Origin of the sequence: Marinibaculum pumilum, assembly GCF_042646425.1 — a bacterium.
GTDB classification, from domain to species: Bacteria; Pseudomonadota; Alphaproteobacteria; order Ferrovibrionales; family Ferrovibrionaceae; genus Marinibaculum; species Marinibaculum pumilum.
Window position 1 is genome coordinate 47,990 of sequence record NZ_JBHRTR010000025.1, and the last position, 16,663, is coordinate 64,652.

Below are 16,663 nucleotides of genomic sequence, written 5' to 3' on the forward strand. Positions count from 1 at the left end.
GCCGGGACAGGACCCGAGGTCAGCGCTTGAAGGTCTTCTGGATTTCGTCCTCCGGGAGGGTGGACGGCACCCAGAAGGCATCGTTCAGGTCGTCGCGGACATAGTCCGACAGGTTGGCATTGGTGATCGGCGGCGGCGAGGAAAAGTAGGTCTTGTAGACCGGCTTGCCCTCCAGCAGCGCGACGGCCGCCCGCACCACGGCCGGGCCCAGGCCCGGGGTGAAGACCGGTGCGACGCTGTCGATGCCGGACTCGCTCCAGACCTTGAGGAAGCCGTTATTGCCCTCGCCGGTCATCGGCACCATCGGCTTGCCGGTGTCCTGGAAAACGTCGATGCAGGCCCGCGTCATCTCCGCGCCCGAGAACCAGATGCCGTCGACCGGCTGGCCGGAGAGGACCAGGTTCTCGCAGAGCTGCTTGCCCTTGGCATAGTTCCAGTCGCCGAACACCTCGGCGCCGATCTTGATGTCGGAGCCTTCCAGCGATTTCACGAAGCCGTTGTAGCGCAGGGTCTCCTCGCCCACGCCGGCGACGCCGCGGAAGGCCCAGACGGTGCCCTCGCCGCCCAGCTTGTCGCGCAGGAACTCGCCGCCGACCCGGCCGAACTCTTCGCCGCCGCCCATGATCTCGGTGGTGGAGTTCAGCTCGCCGTCGCTGACGCCGAAGGTGATGACCGGAATGCCGGCGGCAATCGCCGCATCGACCTGGGTCTTCACCAGCGGAAAGGCGATCGGGCCAACGATCAGGGCGTCGACCTTACGGGTGATCAGGTCCTCCATGTCGGAGACCTGCTTCGCCGGCTGCCAGTTCGCCTCGACGAAGATGAACTCGCCGATCTTCGGGTTCTGCGCCGCAACGTACTTGGCTTCCTGGATCATCTGCACGATCCAGCTGTTGCCGACACCGCCGAACGACATGCCGATCGTCCAGGGCGGGTCCTTCTTGTACTTGTCGGCGGGGACCATCTCTTCGGTGGTCGGCGTCATCAGCCCGTCGGGCAGCAGTTCCACCTCATCCGCCGCCAGTACCGGCGCGGCGGTCGCGATCAGCAGGGACAGCCCGAGGGCAGAAACGATCGGTCTCACAGCCTTCCTCCCATATGCGGCCAGCAATCTGGCTCCCGTGTTTCGGCAACCAGATCACGCTGGAAGTTTGTTTGTCAATTTACTTGATAAATTGACAAACCCAATCAACCGTGATTGCTCCGGCCGCCTGGGCCGCTACACTTCCGGCGCCAACCGATCCCGCATCGCAGCCAGGCCAGTCGATGACCGCCAGTTCGAGAGCGACCACCGCGCGCGACGCCCGCCGCCATAACGAGCGTGCGATCCTGGCCGCGCTGCGTCGCGCCGGCACCGCCTCCAAACCGGAGGTGGCACGGCAGATCGCTCTCTCGCCGCAGGCGGTGAACGGCATTTTCGAGAAACTGCTGCAGCAGGGCCTGATCCGCGAGGGCGGCCGCCGCGCCGGCGCGGTCGGCCATCCTTCCACCCTCTACGCGCTCTGCCCCGACGGCGCCTTTGCGATCGGCATCGATATCGGCCCCCGCTTCCTGGAGGCGGTTCTGGTGGATTTCACCGGGGCGGTGGCCTATCGCGCGCTGACCGACTTCGACCGGCCCGATCCGGCCACCCTGCGTGCCGCCTTCGCCGAGGGGGTGGCAGCGGTGCTCGCCCATGTGCGGGAGGCCGGCATCGACCGCGCCCGCATTGCCGGCATCGGGGTCGCGGAACCCGCCTTCATCGCCGAGCCCGCCGCCACGGCAGGCGCATTGGAAGAGGCCGCCGCGCAGTGGCGCGGCCTGTCCCTGGACCGGGTCCTGCCGGAGTTCGACGGCCTGCCGGTCCACCTGCACCGCGGTGCCGCGGTGGGTGCGCTGGCCATGGCGATGCAGGTGGAGATGCCGCGGATCCGCGACTATCTGTACCTGGCCATCGGCGATACGGTTGATTCCTGCCTGGTCCTGGGCGGCGCCCCGCATGGCGGCGCACAGGGCCGTGCCGGCCGCTTCGCCGCGCTGCCGGCACCCTCCGGCCTGACGGTGGGCGCGGTGGCCGGCTTTGCGGCGCTTCGGGGAAGGCTGACAGCGGCCGGCAGCCCGGCGGCGGACCTCGACGACCTGTACCGGGCCATGAACGAGCAGCCGAAGCTGGTCGCCGCCTGGAGCCGCGCCGCTGCCGATGCCGTGCTGGCCGGGGTGCAGGCGGTACAGGCCTGCCTCGACCTGGAAGCGGTGGTGCTGCAGGTCGATCCGCCGAACGCCTTCGGCGACCGCATCGAGGCGCGGCTGCGCGACGGCCTCGCCCGCCTGCCGTCCCTGGGGCTGGCGGTGCCCGCGATCCGCCGGCTCAAGCCGCAGCCCGGCTCCCTGGCCGGCGCGGCGGCGGCAGTCGCGCTGCATGAACGCTTCGCGCCGCGCCTGGACCGGCTGACCCGGCAGGGCCCGGAGGGGGGCGGCGCACAATCCGGCGGCCCCCCATCCGCACCGTCGCGGGGTGGCCGGACATGAGCGGCCTGCAGCGGATGGCGGGCGTCGCGCCCCGGACCCTCGGCCTCTGGCAGGAGAGTTTCGGCATCCTGGCCTCCGACGGCGCCACGATTCCCGTCCATCGCTGGCTGCCGCGCGGCAGCCCGCAGGCGATCGTCATCGTCTCGCACGGCCTGGCGGAACATGCGCTGCGCTATCGCTGGACCGCCACGAACCTGGCGAGCCGCGGCTGCGCCGTCTATGCCAACGACCATCGCGGCCATGGCCAGGCGGCGGCACAGGGACAGCTCGGCGATTTCGGCCGAGGCGGCTTCGCCGGCCTGGTGGAGGATCTGCGCCAGGTGGTGTGGCTGGCAGCCACGGAAAACCCCGGCACGCCGATCTTCCTGCTCGGTCACAGCATGGGCGCCTTCGCCGCGCAGCTGTTCGCGATCGAGAACAGCCATGCGGTCAGCGGCATCGTGATGTCCGGCGGTTCCGCCCTCGATCTGCTGCACCAGTCTGTCGGCAAGAAGGATCCGGAGGAGATCAGCCGCGATGCGACCTTCTCCGCCGCCGACGCCCCTTTCCAGTGGCTCAGCCGCGATCCCGCGGTTGTCGACCGCTATCTCGACGACCCGCTTTGCGGCTTCGCCGTGGCGCCGGCATCGCGCGACAGCTTCTATGCCGCCGGGCCGCGGCTGCGCGACCCGACCGAACTGCAGCGGATCCGGCCGGACCTGCCGGTGCTGATGCTCAGTGGCGAACGGGACCCGATCAACGGCTTCCTGCACCATTTCGGCGCCCAGATCGAACGCTATCGCAGTGCCGGCCTGCGCAATCTGACGGCGCGGGTCTATCCGGGCGCCCGGCACGAGGTGCTGAACGAGACCAACCGGGAGGAGGTGCTGGGCGACCTGCTTGCCTGGCTGCAGGCCAGCCTGCAGCAGCGCGCCGCCGGCGCGGATCCCGGCACGGCGGGCGCGCGGCGACGCGCCGTCCGGCGGGTGCTCGTGTACCACGACGCCTGACGGCCGGAAACCGGGAGCGACTATCGGCATGCATTCGAACCCCAGCACCGCGACCCGCATCGTCCGCCGACAGGGCGACGAGCCGCCGCGCCGGGTGGCGGCGGAGATCTGCGTCGTCGGCGCCGGCATTTCCGGCGTCTCCGCGGCGCTGCAGGCGGCCCGGCTGGGGCGGAAGGTCGTCCTGGTCGACGGCCAGCCGGTGCTGGGCGGCCAGGCGGTGAATTCGATCATCGCCACCTTCTGCGGCCTGTTCTCCAACGGCACGCATGGCTACCAGTTCACCCACGGCATCGCCGACGACCTGCTGGCCTGGCTGGAGGCGGAGGACAAGGCGATCCACTACCGCCACGGCCCCAACACCACCGTCGTCTACTACGACGAGGTGGCGCTGGGGCGCTGGGTGGAAAGCCGCATCCGCGAGGCCGGCATCACCGTGGTGCTGGGCGCGCAGCTGATGGCCGCACAGGCCGCGGACGGCCGGATCGAGGCGGCGGATTTCATGACCCGCTACGGCCCGGTGCGGATCGAGGCGCAGGGCTGGGTGGAGGCGAGCGGCGATGCCGCGCTCGCCTGGGCGGCCGGCTTCCCCTGCCGGGTGCCGGAGACGAAGGGCGTGTTCGGCACCCAGATGGTGGTGCTGGAGCATATCGTGGAGGCGCACCAGCCGACCAAGGTGGAGATCGCGGAGCGGCTGCGGGAACACGGCGATGCCTATGGCCTGCTGCGGCGCGAGGGGCTGGGCTTCACCATCCCGGGGCGCGGCATCGCGGCGATGAACATGACCCATATCGAGACGCCGCTGGACCCGGTGGAGGCATCGGCGAAGGCGCTGGACGGCCGCGAGCAGGCGCTGCGCGCGGTGGAATTCCTGAGGGCCGAATTCCCGGACTGCTTCGGGCAGGCGAAGATCCGCTCCTTCGGCACCCCGGGCATCCGGCAGACCCGTTGGATCGTCGGCCGCCACCACCTGACCGTCGACGAGATCCGCGCCGGCACCCGTTTCGACGATGCGGTGGCACGCACCGCCTGGCCGATCGAGCTGCACGACCATGGCGACGGCCATCACTGGATCCTGTTCGACGAGGACCATGTCCACTATGTGCCGCTGGGCAGCCTGGTGCCGGCGGAGGCGCAGAACGTCGTCGCCGCCGGCCGCTGTATCGATGCCGACGTCTCGGCCCTGTCCAGCGTGCGGGTGATGGGTCCCTGCATCGCCATGGGCATGGCGGCGGCCCATGCCCTCGACCTGGCCGGCAGCGGGAGTGTGCAGCAGATCGACCCGGCGGCGATGGCCACGCGGGTCGCCGACAATGTGGACCGCCGGCACTACCGCTGGGCCGCGGATGCCGGGCCGGCGGTCGCGAAGTATTGACCCCGGCGGCTCAGTCGGTGCCGCCACCGGCAGACGCCGTCTCCGCCGCCGTCACCCAGGCATAGCCTTCGGCAAAATTGCGGAACAGCCGCATCTCTCCCTGCACGTCCAGAAGGGCGCTTGCCAGGGCGTCGTAGAAGCGGAGCGCGTATCCCGCCGACTGGTTCTCGCCGACGATCATCGCCCGCCGGCCCGGCCGGTGCCCCATGCGCTTCAGAAAACCGAAGACGATATCGGCCTCTCCCGCCCAGTCGGATTCCGTGGGGACGAAACCTGTCAGGTCGACGATGGTCGGGCGGCCCTCGTGCAGGGGCGGCGGATCGGCCGAAGCCAGCAATTCCTTTTGCCGCTTGAGCCAGGCCTGCGCGTCGAACAGGCCAGCGACCTTGACGATGACTACGCCCCGATGATCCACGGATGCGCTGTACTCGAACTCTCCCTGCCCCACGCCCTGTCCCCACGCCGGTCTGCCGCAAGCCGCCTCTTTGGTAGGCAGACGAGGCGCGCATGGCAACCGGACGAAAGTCCGGTCATGCGGCGAGGGAATTAAGCGGGCAGGGCCGCGCCACTGCGATGAAGCCGCTTTTGAGCGGCGATGCGGAACGGCGCGTTGGGGGCACCGAATCCGCGATAGCCGGGGGCGCGCTGCACGATCTCGAAGAACAGGCCGCCGGCGAAGGCACGGGAATAGACCTGGAAGAAGCCGGCATCGCCTTCGCAGTCGTACAGCATGTTCCAGCGCTGCATCCGCTCCCGCAGGCCGGGCGGCAGGTCGAAGCGGGCCGCCAGGTCGGCATAATAGTTGTCCGGGACCGGCAGGGCCGCGAAGCCGCGGGCGGCCAGCACCTCCATGGTCGCGAAGATGTCGTCCGTCGCCAGCGCCACATGCTGGACCGAGGCGCCGAAGCTCTCCGACAGGAAGCGGCCGGCCAGGGTGCGGTGGGAATCGGCGCCGTTGAGGGTGATCCGCAGGGCGCCGTCGGGGCTCTCCACCGCCTGGCTGCGGACCAGCCCGTCGGGGTCGATTACGTCGACCACCGGCGCCTTCCGCATGGCGAAGATGGAGGTGTAGAACAGGGTCCAGCTCAGCATCTCGTCATAGCTCATGGTCTGGGCCAGATGATCGATGCGGGTCAGGCCGGCGCCGGCCTCGGCATTTGCCGCGGTGTCGAATTCGACCTCCCAGACCCGGTCCAGGCCGGAGCCGCGGTCGATGAAGTGCAGCACGCTGCCGGACAGGCCACGGATCGCCGGGATGTCGAGTTCGCCCGGCCCCAGCGGCTGCCGGAACGGTTCTGCCCCCAGTGCCGCGGCACGGTCGAGCGCGTCGGCGGCAGAGGCGACCTGCAGGCCGATATCGCAGACATTGGTGCCGCGCGCGTTCCAGGCATGGGCGGCATGGCCCGCCAGCTCCTGGTTCAGGACGATGCGGATGTCGCCTTGGCACCACAGATCCAGATGCTTGTTGCGGTGCCGGCCGGCGCGGGCGAAGCCCAGGCTGTCCAGCAGCGTCGCCAGCGCCTGCGCCTCCTCGCCCCGCGTGGCGAACTCGATGAAGCTGACCCCCTCGGTCGCGATCCGGGCCGGGAACGGCGCGATGTCGATGCCTGAGTCCGGTTCCAGCCGTCGGACATCGTCCAGCAGCGCGACGAGCGCCCGGTGGCCGTCGCGCGCCAGCTGCAGCGGGTTGGCGCCGCGGAACTGGTCGTTGAAGATCTCCAGGCTGGCCGGGCCGCGATAGCCGGCGGCCGCAACCGCCCGCATGAAGCCGGTGACGTCCAGATCGCCTTCCGCCGGCATGCAGCGGAAATGCCGCGACCAGTACAGCAGGTCCATGGCGATCCGCGGCGCGTCGGCCAGCTGGACGAAGAAGATGCGATCGCCGGGGATCGACCGGATCGTGTCCGGGTCGATGCCGCGGCCCAGGGTGTGGAAGCTGTCCAGGATCAGGCCGACATTGGGATGGTCGGCGCGGCGCACCACCTCCCAGGCATCGCGATGGTCGCTGACATGGCGTCCCCAGGCCAGCGCCTCGTAACCCACCCGCAGGCCGCGCCGTACCGCCCGCTCGCCCAGGTCGCGGAAGTCGGCGGCGGCGCGGTCGATGCCGCCCAGCGCCTGCGGATGCACCGACGAGCAGATCAGCACCAGGTCGGTGCCCAGCTCCTGCATCAGGTCGAACTTGCGTTCCGCCCGGTCGAACGCCTTGGCGCGCAGCGGCTCCGGCAGCCCCTCGAAATCCCGCAGCGGCTGGAACAGCAGGATCTCCAGCCCGTGGTCGCGGACCATCGCCGCCACGTCGCTCGGGCTGCCGTCATGGGCGATGAAGTCCTGCTCGAAGATCTCCAGCCCGTCGAAGCCGGCGGCGGCGATCGCCGCCAGCTTCTCCCGGAAGCTGCCGGAGATCGAGACGGTGGCGATCGAGGTCTTCATGCCGGCATTCCCTCCTGGCCTATCCCTGGTAGCCGAGCAGCCGCGGCAGGAAGAGCACGAAGCCGGGCACGAAGGTGATCACCGCCAGCGCCAGCACCAGCGCCAGGATGAACGGCCAGATCTCGGCGATGATCCGGGCGAGCGGCTGCCGCGTGATATTGCCGGTGATGAACAGCAGCAGCCCGTAGGGCGGGGTGATCAGGCCGAGCATCGCGTTGACCACGGCGATGACGCCGAAATGCACCAGGTCGATGCCCATCGCCTGCACCGCCGGGATCAGGATCGGCACCACGATCAGCAGGATCGCGCCGCCTTCCAGCACGCAGCCCAGCGCCAGCAGCAGCAGGTTGATCGCCAGCAGGAAGCCGATCCGCCCCAGCTCGAACCGGTCCAGGAAGGCGGCGATATCGTCGGGCACGTTCTCGCGCGCGATGACGTAGTTGAAGGTGATCGCGCCGGCGACCAGCACGCCGACGGCGGCGGTGGATCGCGCGCTCGAGGCCAGCGCGTCGTAGAGCTGGCCGCCGCTGACGGAGCGGTAGAACAGCACCGACACCGCCAGCGCATAGGCGGCGGCGACGGCGGCGGATTCCGTCGGCGTCATGATGCCGGAATAGATCCCGCCCAGCAGGATCACCGGCAGCATCAGGGCGGGGATGGCGCGGCCGGTGATGCCGGGCAGCGCGCGCAGCGGCACCCGCTCGTCGGTGGGAAAGCCGCGGATACGCGCGATGCCGTAGTTCATCGCGCCCATCGCGAACGCCATCAGCAGGCCCGGCAGCAGGCCGGCGGCGAACAGGTAGCCGATCGACTGGTCCGCCACCAGGGCATAGAGCACCATCGGGATCGACGGCGGGATGATCGGCCCGATCGTCGCGGTGGCCGCGGTGATCGCAGCGGCATAGGCGGGGCTGTACTTCCCGTCGCGGGTCATCATGCCGATGATGATCTTGCCCATGCCGACCGCGTCCGCCACGGCGGAGCCGGACATGCCGGAGAAGATCAGCGAGGACACGACGTTGACCTGGCCCAGCCCGCCGCGGAAGCGCCCCACCAGCGCCTGGCTGAAGCGCAGCAGCCGGTCGGCCAGGCTGCCGACATTCATGATGTCGGCGGCCAGGACGAACAGCGGGATCGCCAGCAGGGTGTAGCTGTTGAACAGCCCCTGCAGCAGGGTCTCCGGTGCCAGAGAGCTGTCGAACCCTTTCAGCAGCAGATAGACCATCGACCCGGCGATCATCGCCACCCCGATCGAGGCGCCCATGATCGACAGCGCGACGATCAGGATCATCGCCAGGGTGAAGGGGTCAGTCATAGGCATGACCGGAATGGTCGCCGAACACCTTACTCGGCGCGCCCCGCAGGGCCGCCCAGGCAGTGGCCAGGGAGCGCAGGATCACCGCCACGGCGAAGGGGATGTAGATGGCGAAGACGATGCTGAACGGCAGCCGGATATAGGCCGTGCGTTCGATCGACATGAAGGCGACATAGTCCCAGGCCTGCGGCAGGGTCCAGGCGAAGACCAGCGCCACCGTCAGACCGGAGACCAGGTCGAAGCCGCGCCGCAGCCAGGGCGGCACGATGCCGTAGACCAGGTCGAGGCGGATCACGTCCACCTCCCGCACCACGAAGGCATAGCCGAACAGGATCCCCCACAGCCAGGCGATGGTGACCCATTCCACCGTCCAGCCCACGGGCAGGTTCAGGAAATAGCGGAACAGGACCTGCAGCAGGAAGGTGACGAACATGCTGGCCAGCAGGACCGCGCAGACATTCTCCGCGCGGCGGCCGAGCCAGAGGCCGATATCGGTAAGGCGGTCCATGGTCTGCGCAGGGTCGGGGCGGGCAGGCGACCGACCATCGCCTGCCCGCCCGTCCCACTGCCGTTACTTCGCGCTGATCGCCTCCACCAGGCCGTCCGGCCAGTCCGCGGAATACTTGGAGTCGCGGTAGACCTGCAGCACATGTTCGCGGAAGGAGGCATTGTCGGGCATGTAGACGTCGATGCCGTTCGCCTTCATCGACCCTTCCAGCTCGGTCTCCTGCGCGATCGTGACCGCGTCCAGCGCCGCCTCGAACTTGTCGGCGCATTCCTGCACCTTCGCCTGCTGCGCCGGGGTCATGGAATTCCACTTGTCCAGACCGATGGTGAACTCGTTGGCGGCGATCAGATGGCTGGTCTTGCCGATATGGGTCAGGATCTCGTCGAACTTCATCGACCGGGTCGCCGGGAAGCCGTTGTCCTGGCCATCGATCGCGCCGGTCTGCAGGGCGGTATAGACCTCGGTGAAGGGCACCGGCACCGGGGTCGCACCCATCGCCTCGCCGACGAACTGCCAGCCCTCGCCCGGCGGCATGCGCAGCTTCATGCCGTCCAGATCGGCCGGACTCATCACCCGCTTGTCGGCTTTATAGCCCAGGTGCCGTGCGCCGATGTAAGGGAAGGCCAGGATCTTCACCTTGGCCTTTTCCTCGATCTCCTTCAGGAGCGGGTCCAGGACGTCGCTGTCGTAGACGGCGCGCATATGGTCATAGTCGCGGAACAGGAACGGCGTGCCGAGGACGGAGGTCGAGGGCACCTGGTTGTAGAAGTCGAAGATCGCCAGGTTGCCCATGTCCAGGTTGCCGCGCTGCATCGCGGTCAGCTCCGTGCCCTGCTTGAACAAGGTGGCACCGTGATAGGACTTGAAGTCGAAGCCGTCCCCCAGGCAGTCGCCGAAGGCGCTGCGCAGGGTCTTGGTGCGGATGTCGGCCTCCGGCACCGTGTCGGAATAGATCAGTTCGACCTTGTCCTGCGCGGGCACGGGCGCCGGCGCCATGGCCAGGACGAGGCCCGCCAGGCCGGCGCCCAGCGCCGTCGCTGTCAATCCGATACGCATGATGTCCTCCCTTTCGTCTTATCCGGCCGCCCGCACCGGGCGGCCGCTCATCCGGAGAGGGCCTCGAACGTGGCCCGCATCCGATCGCTGTCGGGCGTCAGCCCGGTGAACAGTTCGAAGGCGCGCACCGCCTGGAACACCGCCATGCCGGAGCCGTCCAGGCAGCGGCAGCCCCGCGCCCGCGCGGCACGCAGGAGCTCGGTTTCCAGCGGGAAATAGACGATGTCCGCCACCCAGTGGCGCGGCGCCAGCAGGTCGGGTTCGATCGCCGTGCCCGGCAGTTTCGCCATGCCGACCGGGGTGGCGTTGACGATGCCATTCACGTCGGCCGCGGCGGCGGCCATGTCGGTGACGGGCCGCGCCAGGGCAGCGCCGGCGGCGGCACTCACCCGGTCCACCAGCCGTTCCGCCACCTGCGGCTCCGCATCGGCGATCAGCAGGCGGCGCACCCCCAAGGTGCGCAGGGCATGCGCGACGGCCGCGCCGGCGCCACCGGCACCGACCAGAAGCACATCGTCCAGCGGTGCGTCCGGCAGGAAGCGGCGTACGCTTTCCGCGAAGCCCCAGAAGTCGGTGTTGTGGCCGCGCCGGCGCCCGTCGCGGAACACCACCGTGTTGACCGCCCCCACCATGCGGGCGGCATCCGACAGCTCGTCCAGCAGGTCGATCACGGCCGTCTTATAGGGATAGGTGACGTTCAGCCCGGCATAGCCGGCGCGTTCGGCCGCATCGAGCAGCTCGCCCAGGTCCGGCGACGGCGCCATGGCGGCGGGATCGAGCAGGCGATAGCGATAGTCGAGGCCATGGGCCGCACCCTCCGCCTCGTGCATCGCCGGGGTGCGCGACGGCCCGATGCCCTGGCCGACCAGGCCCACCCGCAGGCGCGGGCGGCCGGCGGCGCCGCTGTCGGCGGCCACCGGATCGTCGGCATCCAGGCTCAGGGCCATTCCCTCGTTCCCCCCGCTTCCAGGGCGTAGCGCCCTTCGTCCGTCTGTCGCGGCTGCCATCCAAAATGTACGAACTGGTTAAATGAGTCAATTGCAATGTACTGGCCGGTACAATTGGAACGTGGTAGGACGGCTGCGGATAGGGGGAGCCGGCGCTTGGACAAGCCCGTGAAAAGGAAGAAGGATGCCCCGAAGCAGGGCTGGAAGCAGAACCCGGAGGCGGTGAAGCGCGACATCCTGCGCGTCGCCACCTCGGAGTTCGCGACGAACGGCCTGTCGGGCGCCCGCATCGACGAGATCGCGGCGAAGACCAAGACCTCGAAGCGGATGATCTACTACTATTTCGGCGACAAGGAGGGGCTCTATGCCCGCGCGCTGGAGGCCGCCTATGCCAAGGTGCGCGAGGGGGAGGGCAGGCTCGACCTGGCGCACCTGCCGCCGCTGGAGGCACTCGCGCGGCTGGTCGCCTTCACCTTCGACCATCACCGCCGCAACCCCGACTTCATCCGCATGGTGATGATCGAGAACATCCACCATGCGGAGTTCCTGAAGACCTCCGCCGTCATCCGGGACCTGAACGTCGGTGCGATCGAACGGCTTGCCGACATCATCGTCCGCGGCGAGGCGGAGGGTGCCTTCCGCCCCGGCCTGGACCCGGTGGAACTGCACTGGAAGATCAGCGCCCTGTCCTTCTTCAATGTCTCCAACAGGCCGACCTTCTCCGTCCTGTTCGGCGCCGGCATCTATGCCCGGCCGGCGCAGGAGGCCCTGCGCGAGCAGGTCGTCGACATGATCCTGGGCCATGTCCGGAAACGCGACGGAGATCCCCGACGATGAACCCCGCACTGCTGCCGTTCCTGGAGACCTGGGACGGGAAATGGGCGCGCCTGAAGGCCGAGGCCACGCCGGCGGAACGCCGCGCCTTCTTCGAGGTGATCGCCGCGGAGATGCGCCTGCCGACACCGGACGGCGTCGACTGCGACACCGTGCGCTGGATCGACAGCCCGGCGGGGCCGGTACGGGTACGGATCTTTCGCCACCGCGACGGCGGCACGCAGCCCTGCCTGGTCTACCTGCATGGCGGCGCCTGGATGCAGGGCAGCCCGGAAACCCACTGGGACATCACCGCGCGGATCGCCGCCTGGAACCGGCAGACCGTGGTCAGCGTCGACTATGCCAAGGCGCCGGAGCATCCCTTCCCCGCCGCGCTGGAACAGTGCCTGGCGGTGGTGCGCCATGTCCGCGACCAGGCGGCCGGGCTGGGGATCGACCCGGCACGGGTCGCGGTCGGCGGCGACAGTGCCGGCGGCAACCTGGCCGCCGCGACCTGCCTGGACCTGCGCGGCAGCGACGCCGCGCCGATGGCGCAGCTGCTGATCTATCCGGCCTGCGATTTCGACGGCAGCCGCCGCTCCTATGCGGAGAATGCCGACGGCCCGATCGTGAGGGTGGCGCATATGGCGGCGGTGAACGCCGCCTATTGCCCGGACCCGGCCGACCTGCGCAACCCGCGCGCGGCGCCGCTGCTGGCCGCCGACCATGGCGGCCTGCCGCCAACCTATATCGCCGTCGCGGAATTCGACCCGCTGCGCGACAGCGGGCTGGCCTATGCCGATGCGCTGCAGGCCGCCGGGGTGCCGGTCACCCTGGACCGCGGCCCGGGCCTGATCCACGGCTATCTGCGCGCCATGGGCCATTGCGCCGACAGCCGCGCCGCGCTGCAGCGGATGGCCGACTGGCTGGCGGCGGCATACAGCGACAGATCCGCATAGCAGCCTGCCCGCCAACGCGCTTGCGGCCGGCGGCCGGCGGCTCTACCGAGAAGGTTCGGTGCGGAACTGTCCGGAAAGGCCCGGCCCATGGCCCTGCATATCGGCATCGTCGCCTGCTCTGCGGAGGGCGCGGCGCTCTGCTACCGCACGATCTGCACCCGCGCGCCCGCCCTGCTGGACCAGGCCCATGCGCATCCGGAGGTGTCCCTGCACGGCCTGTCGCTGGCGGACTATGTCGACCGGCTGCAGGCCGGCGACATGACCGGGGTGGCGGCGCTGATGCTGGCCTCGGCCTGGCGGCTGGCCGATGCCGGGGCGGATTTCCTGATCTGCCCCGACAACACCATCCACGCCGCCTTCGACCTGGTCGCGCCGCACAGTCCCCTGCCCTGGCTGCACATCGCAGAGGTGGTGGCCGAGGCGGCGCAGGCGCGCGGTTTCGGCCGGCTCGGCCTGATGGGAACCCGCTGGCTGGTAGAGAGCCAAGTCTATCCCGGCATCCTCGACGCGCGCGGCATCGCCTGGCAGCGCCCGCCGCAGGCGGAGATCGCCGCCATCGACCGGATCATCATGGAGGAGCTGGTCAACGACCGGCAGGAGCCGGCCTCGCTGGCCGCCCTGCAGGCCGCGATCGCCGGCTTCCGCACCGCCGGCTGCGACGCGGTGGTGCTGGGCTGCACCGAACTGCCGCTGGTGCTCGACGATGGCAATGCCGGCCTGCCGGCACTGGATTCCACCCGCCTGCTGGCGCAGCGTGCGCTACAGGCGGCGATCGACGGCATCCTGCCGGGAGAATTCGCAAAGCCATGAGGGGGAAACCACGATGACCAAACCGGCGCAGCCCGGCCTGACCTATGTCTTCACCATCGAGGCGGAGCTTGGCCCGCCCCGCTTCTTCGGCGCCGGCCCGATGGGCGAGCGTCTGCATATCGAGATCCTGGGCGGCCGCGTCTCCGGCCCGCGGCTGTCGGGGCGCATCCTGCCCGGCGGGTCGGACTGGCCGGTGATCACGCCGGATGGCCATTCCCGGATCGAGGCGCATTACACGGTCGAAGCCGCCGACGGCACCCTGATCTACGTCCACAATCGCGGCCTGCGCGTCTCCACGCCGGAGATTGCAGAGGCGCTGCGCCGCGGCGAGGCGGTGCCGCCGGAGGAATTCTACATGCGCGGCGCGCCGGTCTTCGACGTGGCCGACGGCCCGCATGCCTGGCTGCGCGAGCGGATCTTCGTCTGCTCCCTGCTGCTGAGCGGCAGCACGATCGCGATCGACGTCTACATGGTGTCCTGACCAACGCCTCTCAAACAAAGGCCCGCAGGGTGACCGAGATCCGCCGGCCGCGCGCCCGCGCCGATTTCACGATCTCATGCGTCCAGACCAGGTTCGCCGCATAGGGCAGGACCAGCACGCTGCCATGGGCCAGCGGCAGATCGTGCCGTTCCGTTCCCTTCCAGCGGCGGAAGCGCATCACCCGCGCCTCGCCGAATGACAGGGTGACAATGGGCGCGCCCTCGACCATGTCGCGGCGGGAATCCCGGTGCGCGCCGATATAATGGCCCAACGCGCCGTCGTACCAGTTCAGCAGCAGGCCGTTCAGCCGGCGGTCGATCGTGTCCCGCGCCCAGTCCAGATGCGGCTGCAGCAGGCCGGGCACCGGCTGCGCCGCCTTGGTCGCGCCGGAGAAGTGGTAGTCCCGGCCATAGGCCTCCTGCCAGCGTGGCAGCGCCACCCGGCGGCCATGCAGGTGGATGCGGGGCGGCTCCGGCGGGTGCAGCCCCCAGAGCGCGTCGAAGCCGGCCGCATCCGGCAGCAGCCTGTCCGGCAGGCGGCCGAGCTGCACCGCATGCGCATCGTCCAGCCGATGCATCCGCAATGCTGACCGGTCGTCAGTCGCGGCCAAAGACATAACGGGTCAGGTTCCGGTAGCGCTGCCCGGGGCGCAGGATCGCGGCGGGGAAGTCCGGCCGGTTCGGCGCGTCCGGCCAGGCCTGGCTTTCCAGGGTGATGCCGGCAAAGGCGCCGTAGCGCCGCCCCTCCAGGCCGGGCAGGCCGTCGAACTGCGCGCCGTCATAGGCCTGCAGGCCGGGCTGCGCCGTCTCGATGTCCATATGCAGGCCGCCGGCCGTGCCCGACAGTCTCGCCACCGTACGCAGCGGGGCGTCGGCGGCCGGGGCGACGTCCGACAGGCAGAAATTGTGGTCGATGCCGTGCCGTCCGATCGGCCGGGGGGTTCGGAAGTCGAAGGGGGTGCCGGCCACCGGCGCGGGCTGGCCCGCCGGAATCAGGTCCGCGTCGACCGGCAGGTAGCGGTCCGCATCGACCCGCAGGCGGTGCCCGCAGATATCGGCACCGCCGTCCAGGTTGAAGTAGCTGTGATGGGCGAAGCTGCAGGGGGTGGCGGCATCCGTTTCCGCCGCGATCTCCACCTGCAGGGCATCGTCCGCCGTCAGGGTATAGGTCGCGGTCACCTGCATGGCGCCGGGAAAGCCCATCTCGCCATCCGCCAGGTCCAGCGCCAGGGTCGCGCTGTCGTCGCGCAGCGCCTGCAACTGCCAGAGCCGCTGCCCGGTGCCGATGCTGCCGCCGTGCAGGGTGTGGCGGCCGCGGAAGTTGCGGTCGGTCCGGCAGTCCCGGCCGTCCAGGCGGAAACGGCCGCCGGCGATGCGGTTGGCGAAGCGGCCGACGATGGCGCCGAAATAGGGCATGCGCTGCAGATAGGGCGCCAGCTCCGGCGCGCCCAGCACCAGCGGATGGCCGATGCCGTCCAGGCGCAGATCCTGCACCGTCGCGCCGTAGGTCAGGATGTCGGCGGTCAGGCGACCGCCGGCGATCCGGAACCGCTCCACGGCGCGGCCGTCGGGCATCCGCCCGAACGGCGCGGGACCCGCTGTCACGACGGGCCCGGCACGACCCGGTGCTCGGCCTGGCCGGCGATGCCGGGATCGGCCAGGTAGGTGCGGCCCTGGTCGTCATCGGGATCGTCCATCCCTTCCCGCGCGGTGGTGACCAGCATCTGCGTCAGGCCCGGGCCGCCGAAGGCCGGGCAGGAGGCATGGCGTCCCGGCACCGCGACCGCGCGGTCGAAACGGCCGTCCGGGGTGTAGCGGGCCACCCGCGCCGCGCCCCACTGGGCGTTCCACAGGCCGCCTCCGGCATCGACCACGGCGCCGTCGGGGTTCAGCTTCTCCGCCGACAGGTCGACGAAGACCTCGGCCGGCCCATCCGGCCAGCCGGAGGCATCCAGGGGCTGCGCCATGATCCGGCGGGTCGGCGTGTCGGCGAAATAGGCCAGCCGGCCGCCCGGCGCGAAGCAGATCGCGTTGGGGATGGAGATCCCACGGTAGAGCAGCTCCACCGCGCCGCGGTAGTAGCGGTAGATGCAGCCCAGCCCCCGCTCCTGCTTCTTGCCCATGGTGCCGATCCAGAAGCCGCCCTGCGGGTCGGCGCGGCCGTCGTTGGAGCGTGTGGCAGGCTCGTCCGCCTCGATCGCGGCCAGCGGCTCGTGGCTGCCGTCGGCGAGGTTCAGCCGCCGCACGCCGCTTTCGGTCGCCACCAGCAGGCTGTCCGCGTCGATCCAGCCGGCTGCAGAGGCATGCTCCTCGAACCGCCATTCCTGCGCCGCGTCGCCTGCACGACTGAGCAGGCGGTTGCCGATGATGTCGAACCAGAAGAACTGCCCGCGCTCCGGATGCCAGAGCGGCCCTTCGCCCAGAAAGCAGTGCCGGGCGTCGAACAGGCTGGCGGTGGTGGTCGTCATGGCTC

The 16,663-nt window shown here is 69.9% G+C and carries 17 protein-coding genes; 7 read left to right on the forward strand and 10 right to left on the reverse strand.

What is annotated here, in order from left to right; translation table 11 throughout:
• Window positions 1–19: 19 nt before the first annotated feature.
• A complete protein-coding gene (locus tag ACFOGJ_RS10790) occupies window positions 20–1,084 on the reverse strand; it encodes an ABC transporter substrate-binding protein (protein ID WP_379900131.1) in 1,065 nt (354 codons plus the stop codon).
• A gap of 182 nt (window positions 1,085–1,266) precedes the next feature.
• On the opposite strand from ACFOGJ_RS10790, the gene ACFOGJ_RS10795 reads away from it, so the two are divergent.
• From ACFOGJ_RS10795 to ACFOGJ_RS10805, 3 genes are read left to right on the forward strand one after another with little or no spacing between them, the layout of a single operon-like run.
• Window positions 1,267–2,508: an ROK family transcriptional regulator gene (locus tag ACFOGJ_RS10795; RefSeq protein WP_379900134.1), complete on the forward strand. Its 1,242-nt coding sequence runs from the start codon at window positions 1,267–1,269 to the stop codon at window positions 2,506–2,508.
• Entirely contained in the window at window positions 2,505–3,497 is a 993-nt protein-coding gene (locus tag ACFOGJ_RS10800) for an alpha/beta fold hydrolase (RefSeq protein ID WP_379900136.1), read from the forward strand. The genes ACFOGJ_RS10795 and ACFOGJ_RS10800 overlap by 4 nt, the downstream gene beginning before the upstream one ends.
• 28 nt (window positions 3,498–3,525) lie before the next feature.
• Window positions 3,526–4,869: an FAD-dependent oxidoreductase gene (locus ACFOGJ_RS10805; protein WP_379900138.1), complete on the forward strand. Its 1,344-nt coding sequence runs from the start codon at window positions 3,526–3,528 to the stop codon at window positions 4,867–4,869.
• Between the two features lie 10 nt (window positions 4,870–4,879).
• Here the strand turns inward: ACFOGJ_RS10805 and ACFOGJ_RS10810 are convergent, their stop codons facing one another.
• The 6 genes from ACFOGJ_RS10810 to ACFOGJ_RS10835 all read right to left on the reverse strand — a co-directional run bounded on the left by ACFOGJ_RS10810 (window position 4,880) and on the right by ACFOGJ_RS10835 (window position 11,128).
• The gene (locus ACFOGJ_RS10810; RefSeq protein WP_379900140.1) at window positions 4,880–5,317 is read right to left on the reverse strand and encodes a hypothetical protein; all 438 of its coding nucleotides are present in this window, start codon (window positions 5,315–5,317) and stop codon (window positions 4,880–4,882) included.
• A 98-nt stretch (window positions 5,318–5,415) separates the two neighbouring features.
• On the reverse strand, window positions 5,416–7,302 hold the full coding sequence (locus tag ACFOGJ_RS10815) for a bifunctional sugar phosphate isomerase/epimerase/4-hydroxyphenylpyruvate dioxygenase family protein (RefSeq protein WP_379900142.1): 1,887 nt from the start codon (window positions 7,300–7,302) through the stop codon (window positions 5,416–5,418).
• A 19-nt stretch (window positions 7,303–7,321) separates the two neighbouring features.
• Window positions 7,322–8,617: a TRAP transporter large permease gene (locus ACFOGJ_RS10820; RefSeq protein ID WP_379900144.1), complete on the reverse strand. Its 1,296-nt coding sequence runs from the start codon at window positions 8,615–8,617 to the stop codon at window positions 7,322–7,324.
• Entirely contained in the window at window positions 8,610–9,125 is a 516-nt protein-coding gene (locus ACFOGJ_RS10825) for a TRAP transporter small permease (RefSeq protein ID WP_379900146.1), read from the reverse strand. The genes ACFOGJ_RS10820 and ACFOGJ_RS10825 overlap by 8 nt, the downstream gene beginning before the upstream one ends.
• Before the next feature lie 63 nt (window positions 9,126–9,188).
• Window positions 9,189–10,181 (reverse strand): TRAP transporter substrate-binding protein DctP, encoded by a 993-nt coding sequence (dctP, locus tag ACFOGJ_RS10830; protein ID WP_379900148.1) that lies wholly within the window; start codon window positions 10,179–10,181, stop codon window positions 9,189–9,191.
• A gap of 47 nt (window positions 10,182–10,228) precedes the next feature.
• Entirely contained in the window at window positions 10,229–11,128 is a 900-nt protein-coding gene (locus ACFOGJ_RS10835; protein WP_379900150.1) for a shikimate dehydrogenase, read from the reverse strand.
• Between the two features lie 168 nt (window positions 11,129–11,296).
• Between ACFOGJ_RS10835 and ACFOGJ_RS10840 the strand changes: the two genes are divergently transcribed.
• From ACFOGJ_RS10840 to ACFOGJ_RS10855, 4 genes are all read left to right on the forward strand, one after another.
• Complete coding sequence (locus tag ACFOGJ_RS10840) at window positions 11,297–11,965, forward strand: TetR/AcrR family transcriptional regulator (protein ID WP_379900152.1); 669 nt, start codon at window positions 11,297–11,299, stop codon at window positions 11,963–11,965.
• Window positions 11,962–12,900 carry an alpha/beta hydrolase gene (locus tag ACFOGJ_RS10845; protein WP_379900154.1) on the forward strand — a complete coding sequence of 313 codons (939 nt, stop codon included), beginning with the start codon at window positions 11,962–11,964 and terminating at the stop codon, window positions 12,898–12,900. The genes ACFOGJ_RS10840 and ACFOGJ_RS10845 overlap by 4 nt, the downstream gene beginning before the upstream one ends.
• An 87-nt stretch (window positions 12,901–12,987) precedes the next feature.
• Entirely contained in the window at window positions 12,988–13,710 is a 723-nt protein-coding gene (locus ACFOGJ_RS10850; RefSeq protein ID WP_379900155.1) for an aspartate/glutamate racemase family protein, read from the forward strand.
• A gap of 13 nt (window positions 13,711–13,723) precedes the next feature.
• On the forward strand, window positions 13,724–14,191 hold the full coding sequence (locus ACFOGJ_RS10855) for a DUF3237 domain-containing protein (protein ID WP_379900157.1): 468 nt from the start codon (window positions 13,724–13,726) through the stop codon (window positions 14,189–14,191).
• 10 nt (window positions 14,192–14,201) lie between these two features.
• On the opposite strand, the gene ACFOGJ_RS10860 is transcribed toward ACFOGJ_RS10855, so the two are convergent.
• The 3 genes from ACFOGJ_RS10860 to ACFOGJ_RS10870 are packed head-to-tail and all read right to left on the reverse strand — an operon-like array spanning window position 14,202 to window position 16,658.
• Window positions 14,202–14,768, reverse strand: coding sequence for an alpha-ketoglutarate-dependent dioxygenase AlkB (locus ACFOGJ_RS10860; protein WP_379900159.1), 567 nt, complete (start codon window positions 14,766–14,768; stop codon window positions 14,202–14,204).
• A gap of 19 nt (window positions 14,769–14,787) precedes the next feature.
• Window positions 14,788–15,795, reverse strand: coding sequence for an aldose epimerase family protein (locus ACFOGJ_RS10865; RefSeq protein ID WP_379900161.1), 1,008 nt, complete (start codon window positions 15,793–15,795; stop codon window positions 14,788–14,790).
• Window positions 15,792–16,658, reverse strand: a complete 867-nt coding sequence (locus ACFOGJ_RS10870; protein ID WP_379900163.1) for an SMP-30/gluconolactonase/LRE family protein — start codon at window positions 16,656–16,658, stop codon at window positions 15,792–15,794. Before ACFOGJ_RS10870 ends, ACFOGJ_RS10865 begins: the two co-directional genes overlap by 4 nt.
• Between the last annotated feature and the right edge of the window lie 5 nt (window positions 16,659–16,663).

Excerpts from the sequence above, each read along its gene's own strand:
- ACFOGJ_RS10855 (WP_379900157.1), top strand. The coding sequence starts at position 13,724 with ATGACCAAACCGGCGCAGCCCGGCCTGACCTATGTCTTCACCATCGAG.
- ACFOGJ_RS10795 (WP_379900134.1), top strand. The coding sequence starts at position 1,267 with ATGACCGCCAGTTCGAGAGCGACCACCGCGCGCGACGCCCGCCGCCAT.
- ACFOGJ_RS10825 (WP_379900146.1), bottom strand. The coding sequence starts at position 9,125 with ATGGACCGCCTTACCGATATCGGCCTCTGGCTCGGCCGCCGCGCGGAG.
- ACFOGJ_RS10805 (WP_379900138.1), top strand. The coding sequence starts at position 3,526 with ATGCATTCGAACCCCAGCACCGCGACCCGCATCGTCCGCCGACAGGGC.
- dctP (WP_379900148.1), bottom strand. The coding sequence starts at position 10,181 with ATGCGTATCGGATTGACAGCGACGGCGCTGGGCGCCGGCCTGGCGGGC.
- ACFOGJ_RS10845 (WP_379900154.1), top strand. The coding sequence starts at position 11,962 with ATGAACCCCGCACTGCTGCCGTTCCTGGAGACCTGGGACGGGAAATGG.
- ACFOGJ_RS10850 (WP_379900155.1), top strand. The coding sequence starts at position 12,988 with ATGGCCCTGCATATCGGCATCGTCGCCTGCTCTGCGGAGGGCGCGGCG.
- ACFOGJ_RS10870 (WP_379900163.1), bottom strand. The coding sequence starts at position 16,658 with ATGACGACCACCACCGCCAGCCTGTTCGACGCCCGGCACTGCTTTCTG.
- ACFOGJ_RS10835 (WP_379900150.1), bottom strand. The coding sequence starts at position 11,128 with ATGGCCCTGAGCCTGGATGCCGACGATCCGGTGGCCGCCGACAGCGGC.
- ACFOGJ_RS10820 (WP_379900144.1), bottom strand. The coding sequence starts at position 8,617 with ATGACTGACCCCTTCACCCTGGCGATGATCCTGATCGTCGCGCTGTCG.
- ACFOGJ_RS10815 (WP_379900142.1), bottom strand. The coding sequence starts at position 7,302 with ATGAAGACCTCGATCGCCACCGTCTCGATCTCCGGCAGCTTCCGGGAG.
- ACFOGJ_RS10860 (WP_379900159.1), bottom strand. The coding sequence starts at position 14,768 with ATGCATCGGCTGGACGATGCGCATGCGGTGCAGCTCGGCCGCCTGCCG.
- ACFOGJ_RS10800 (WP_379900136.1), top strand. The coding sequence starts at position 2,505 with ATGAGCGGCCTGCAGCGGATGGCGGGCGTCGCGCCCCGGACCCTCGGC.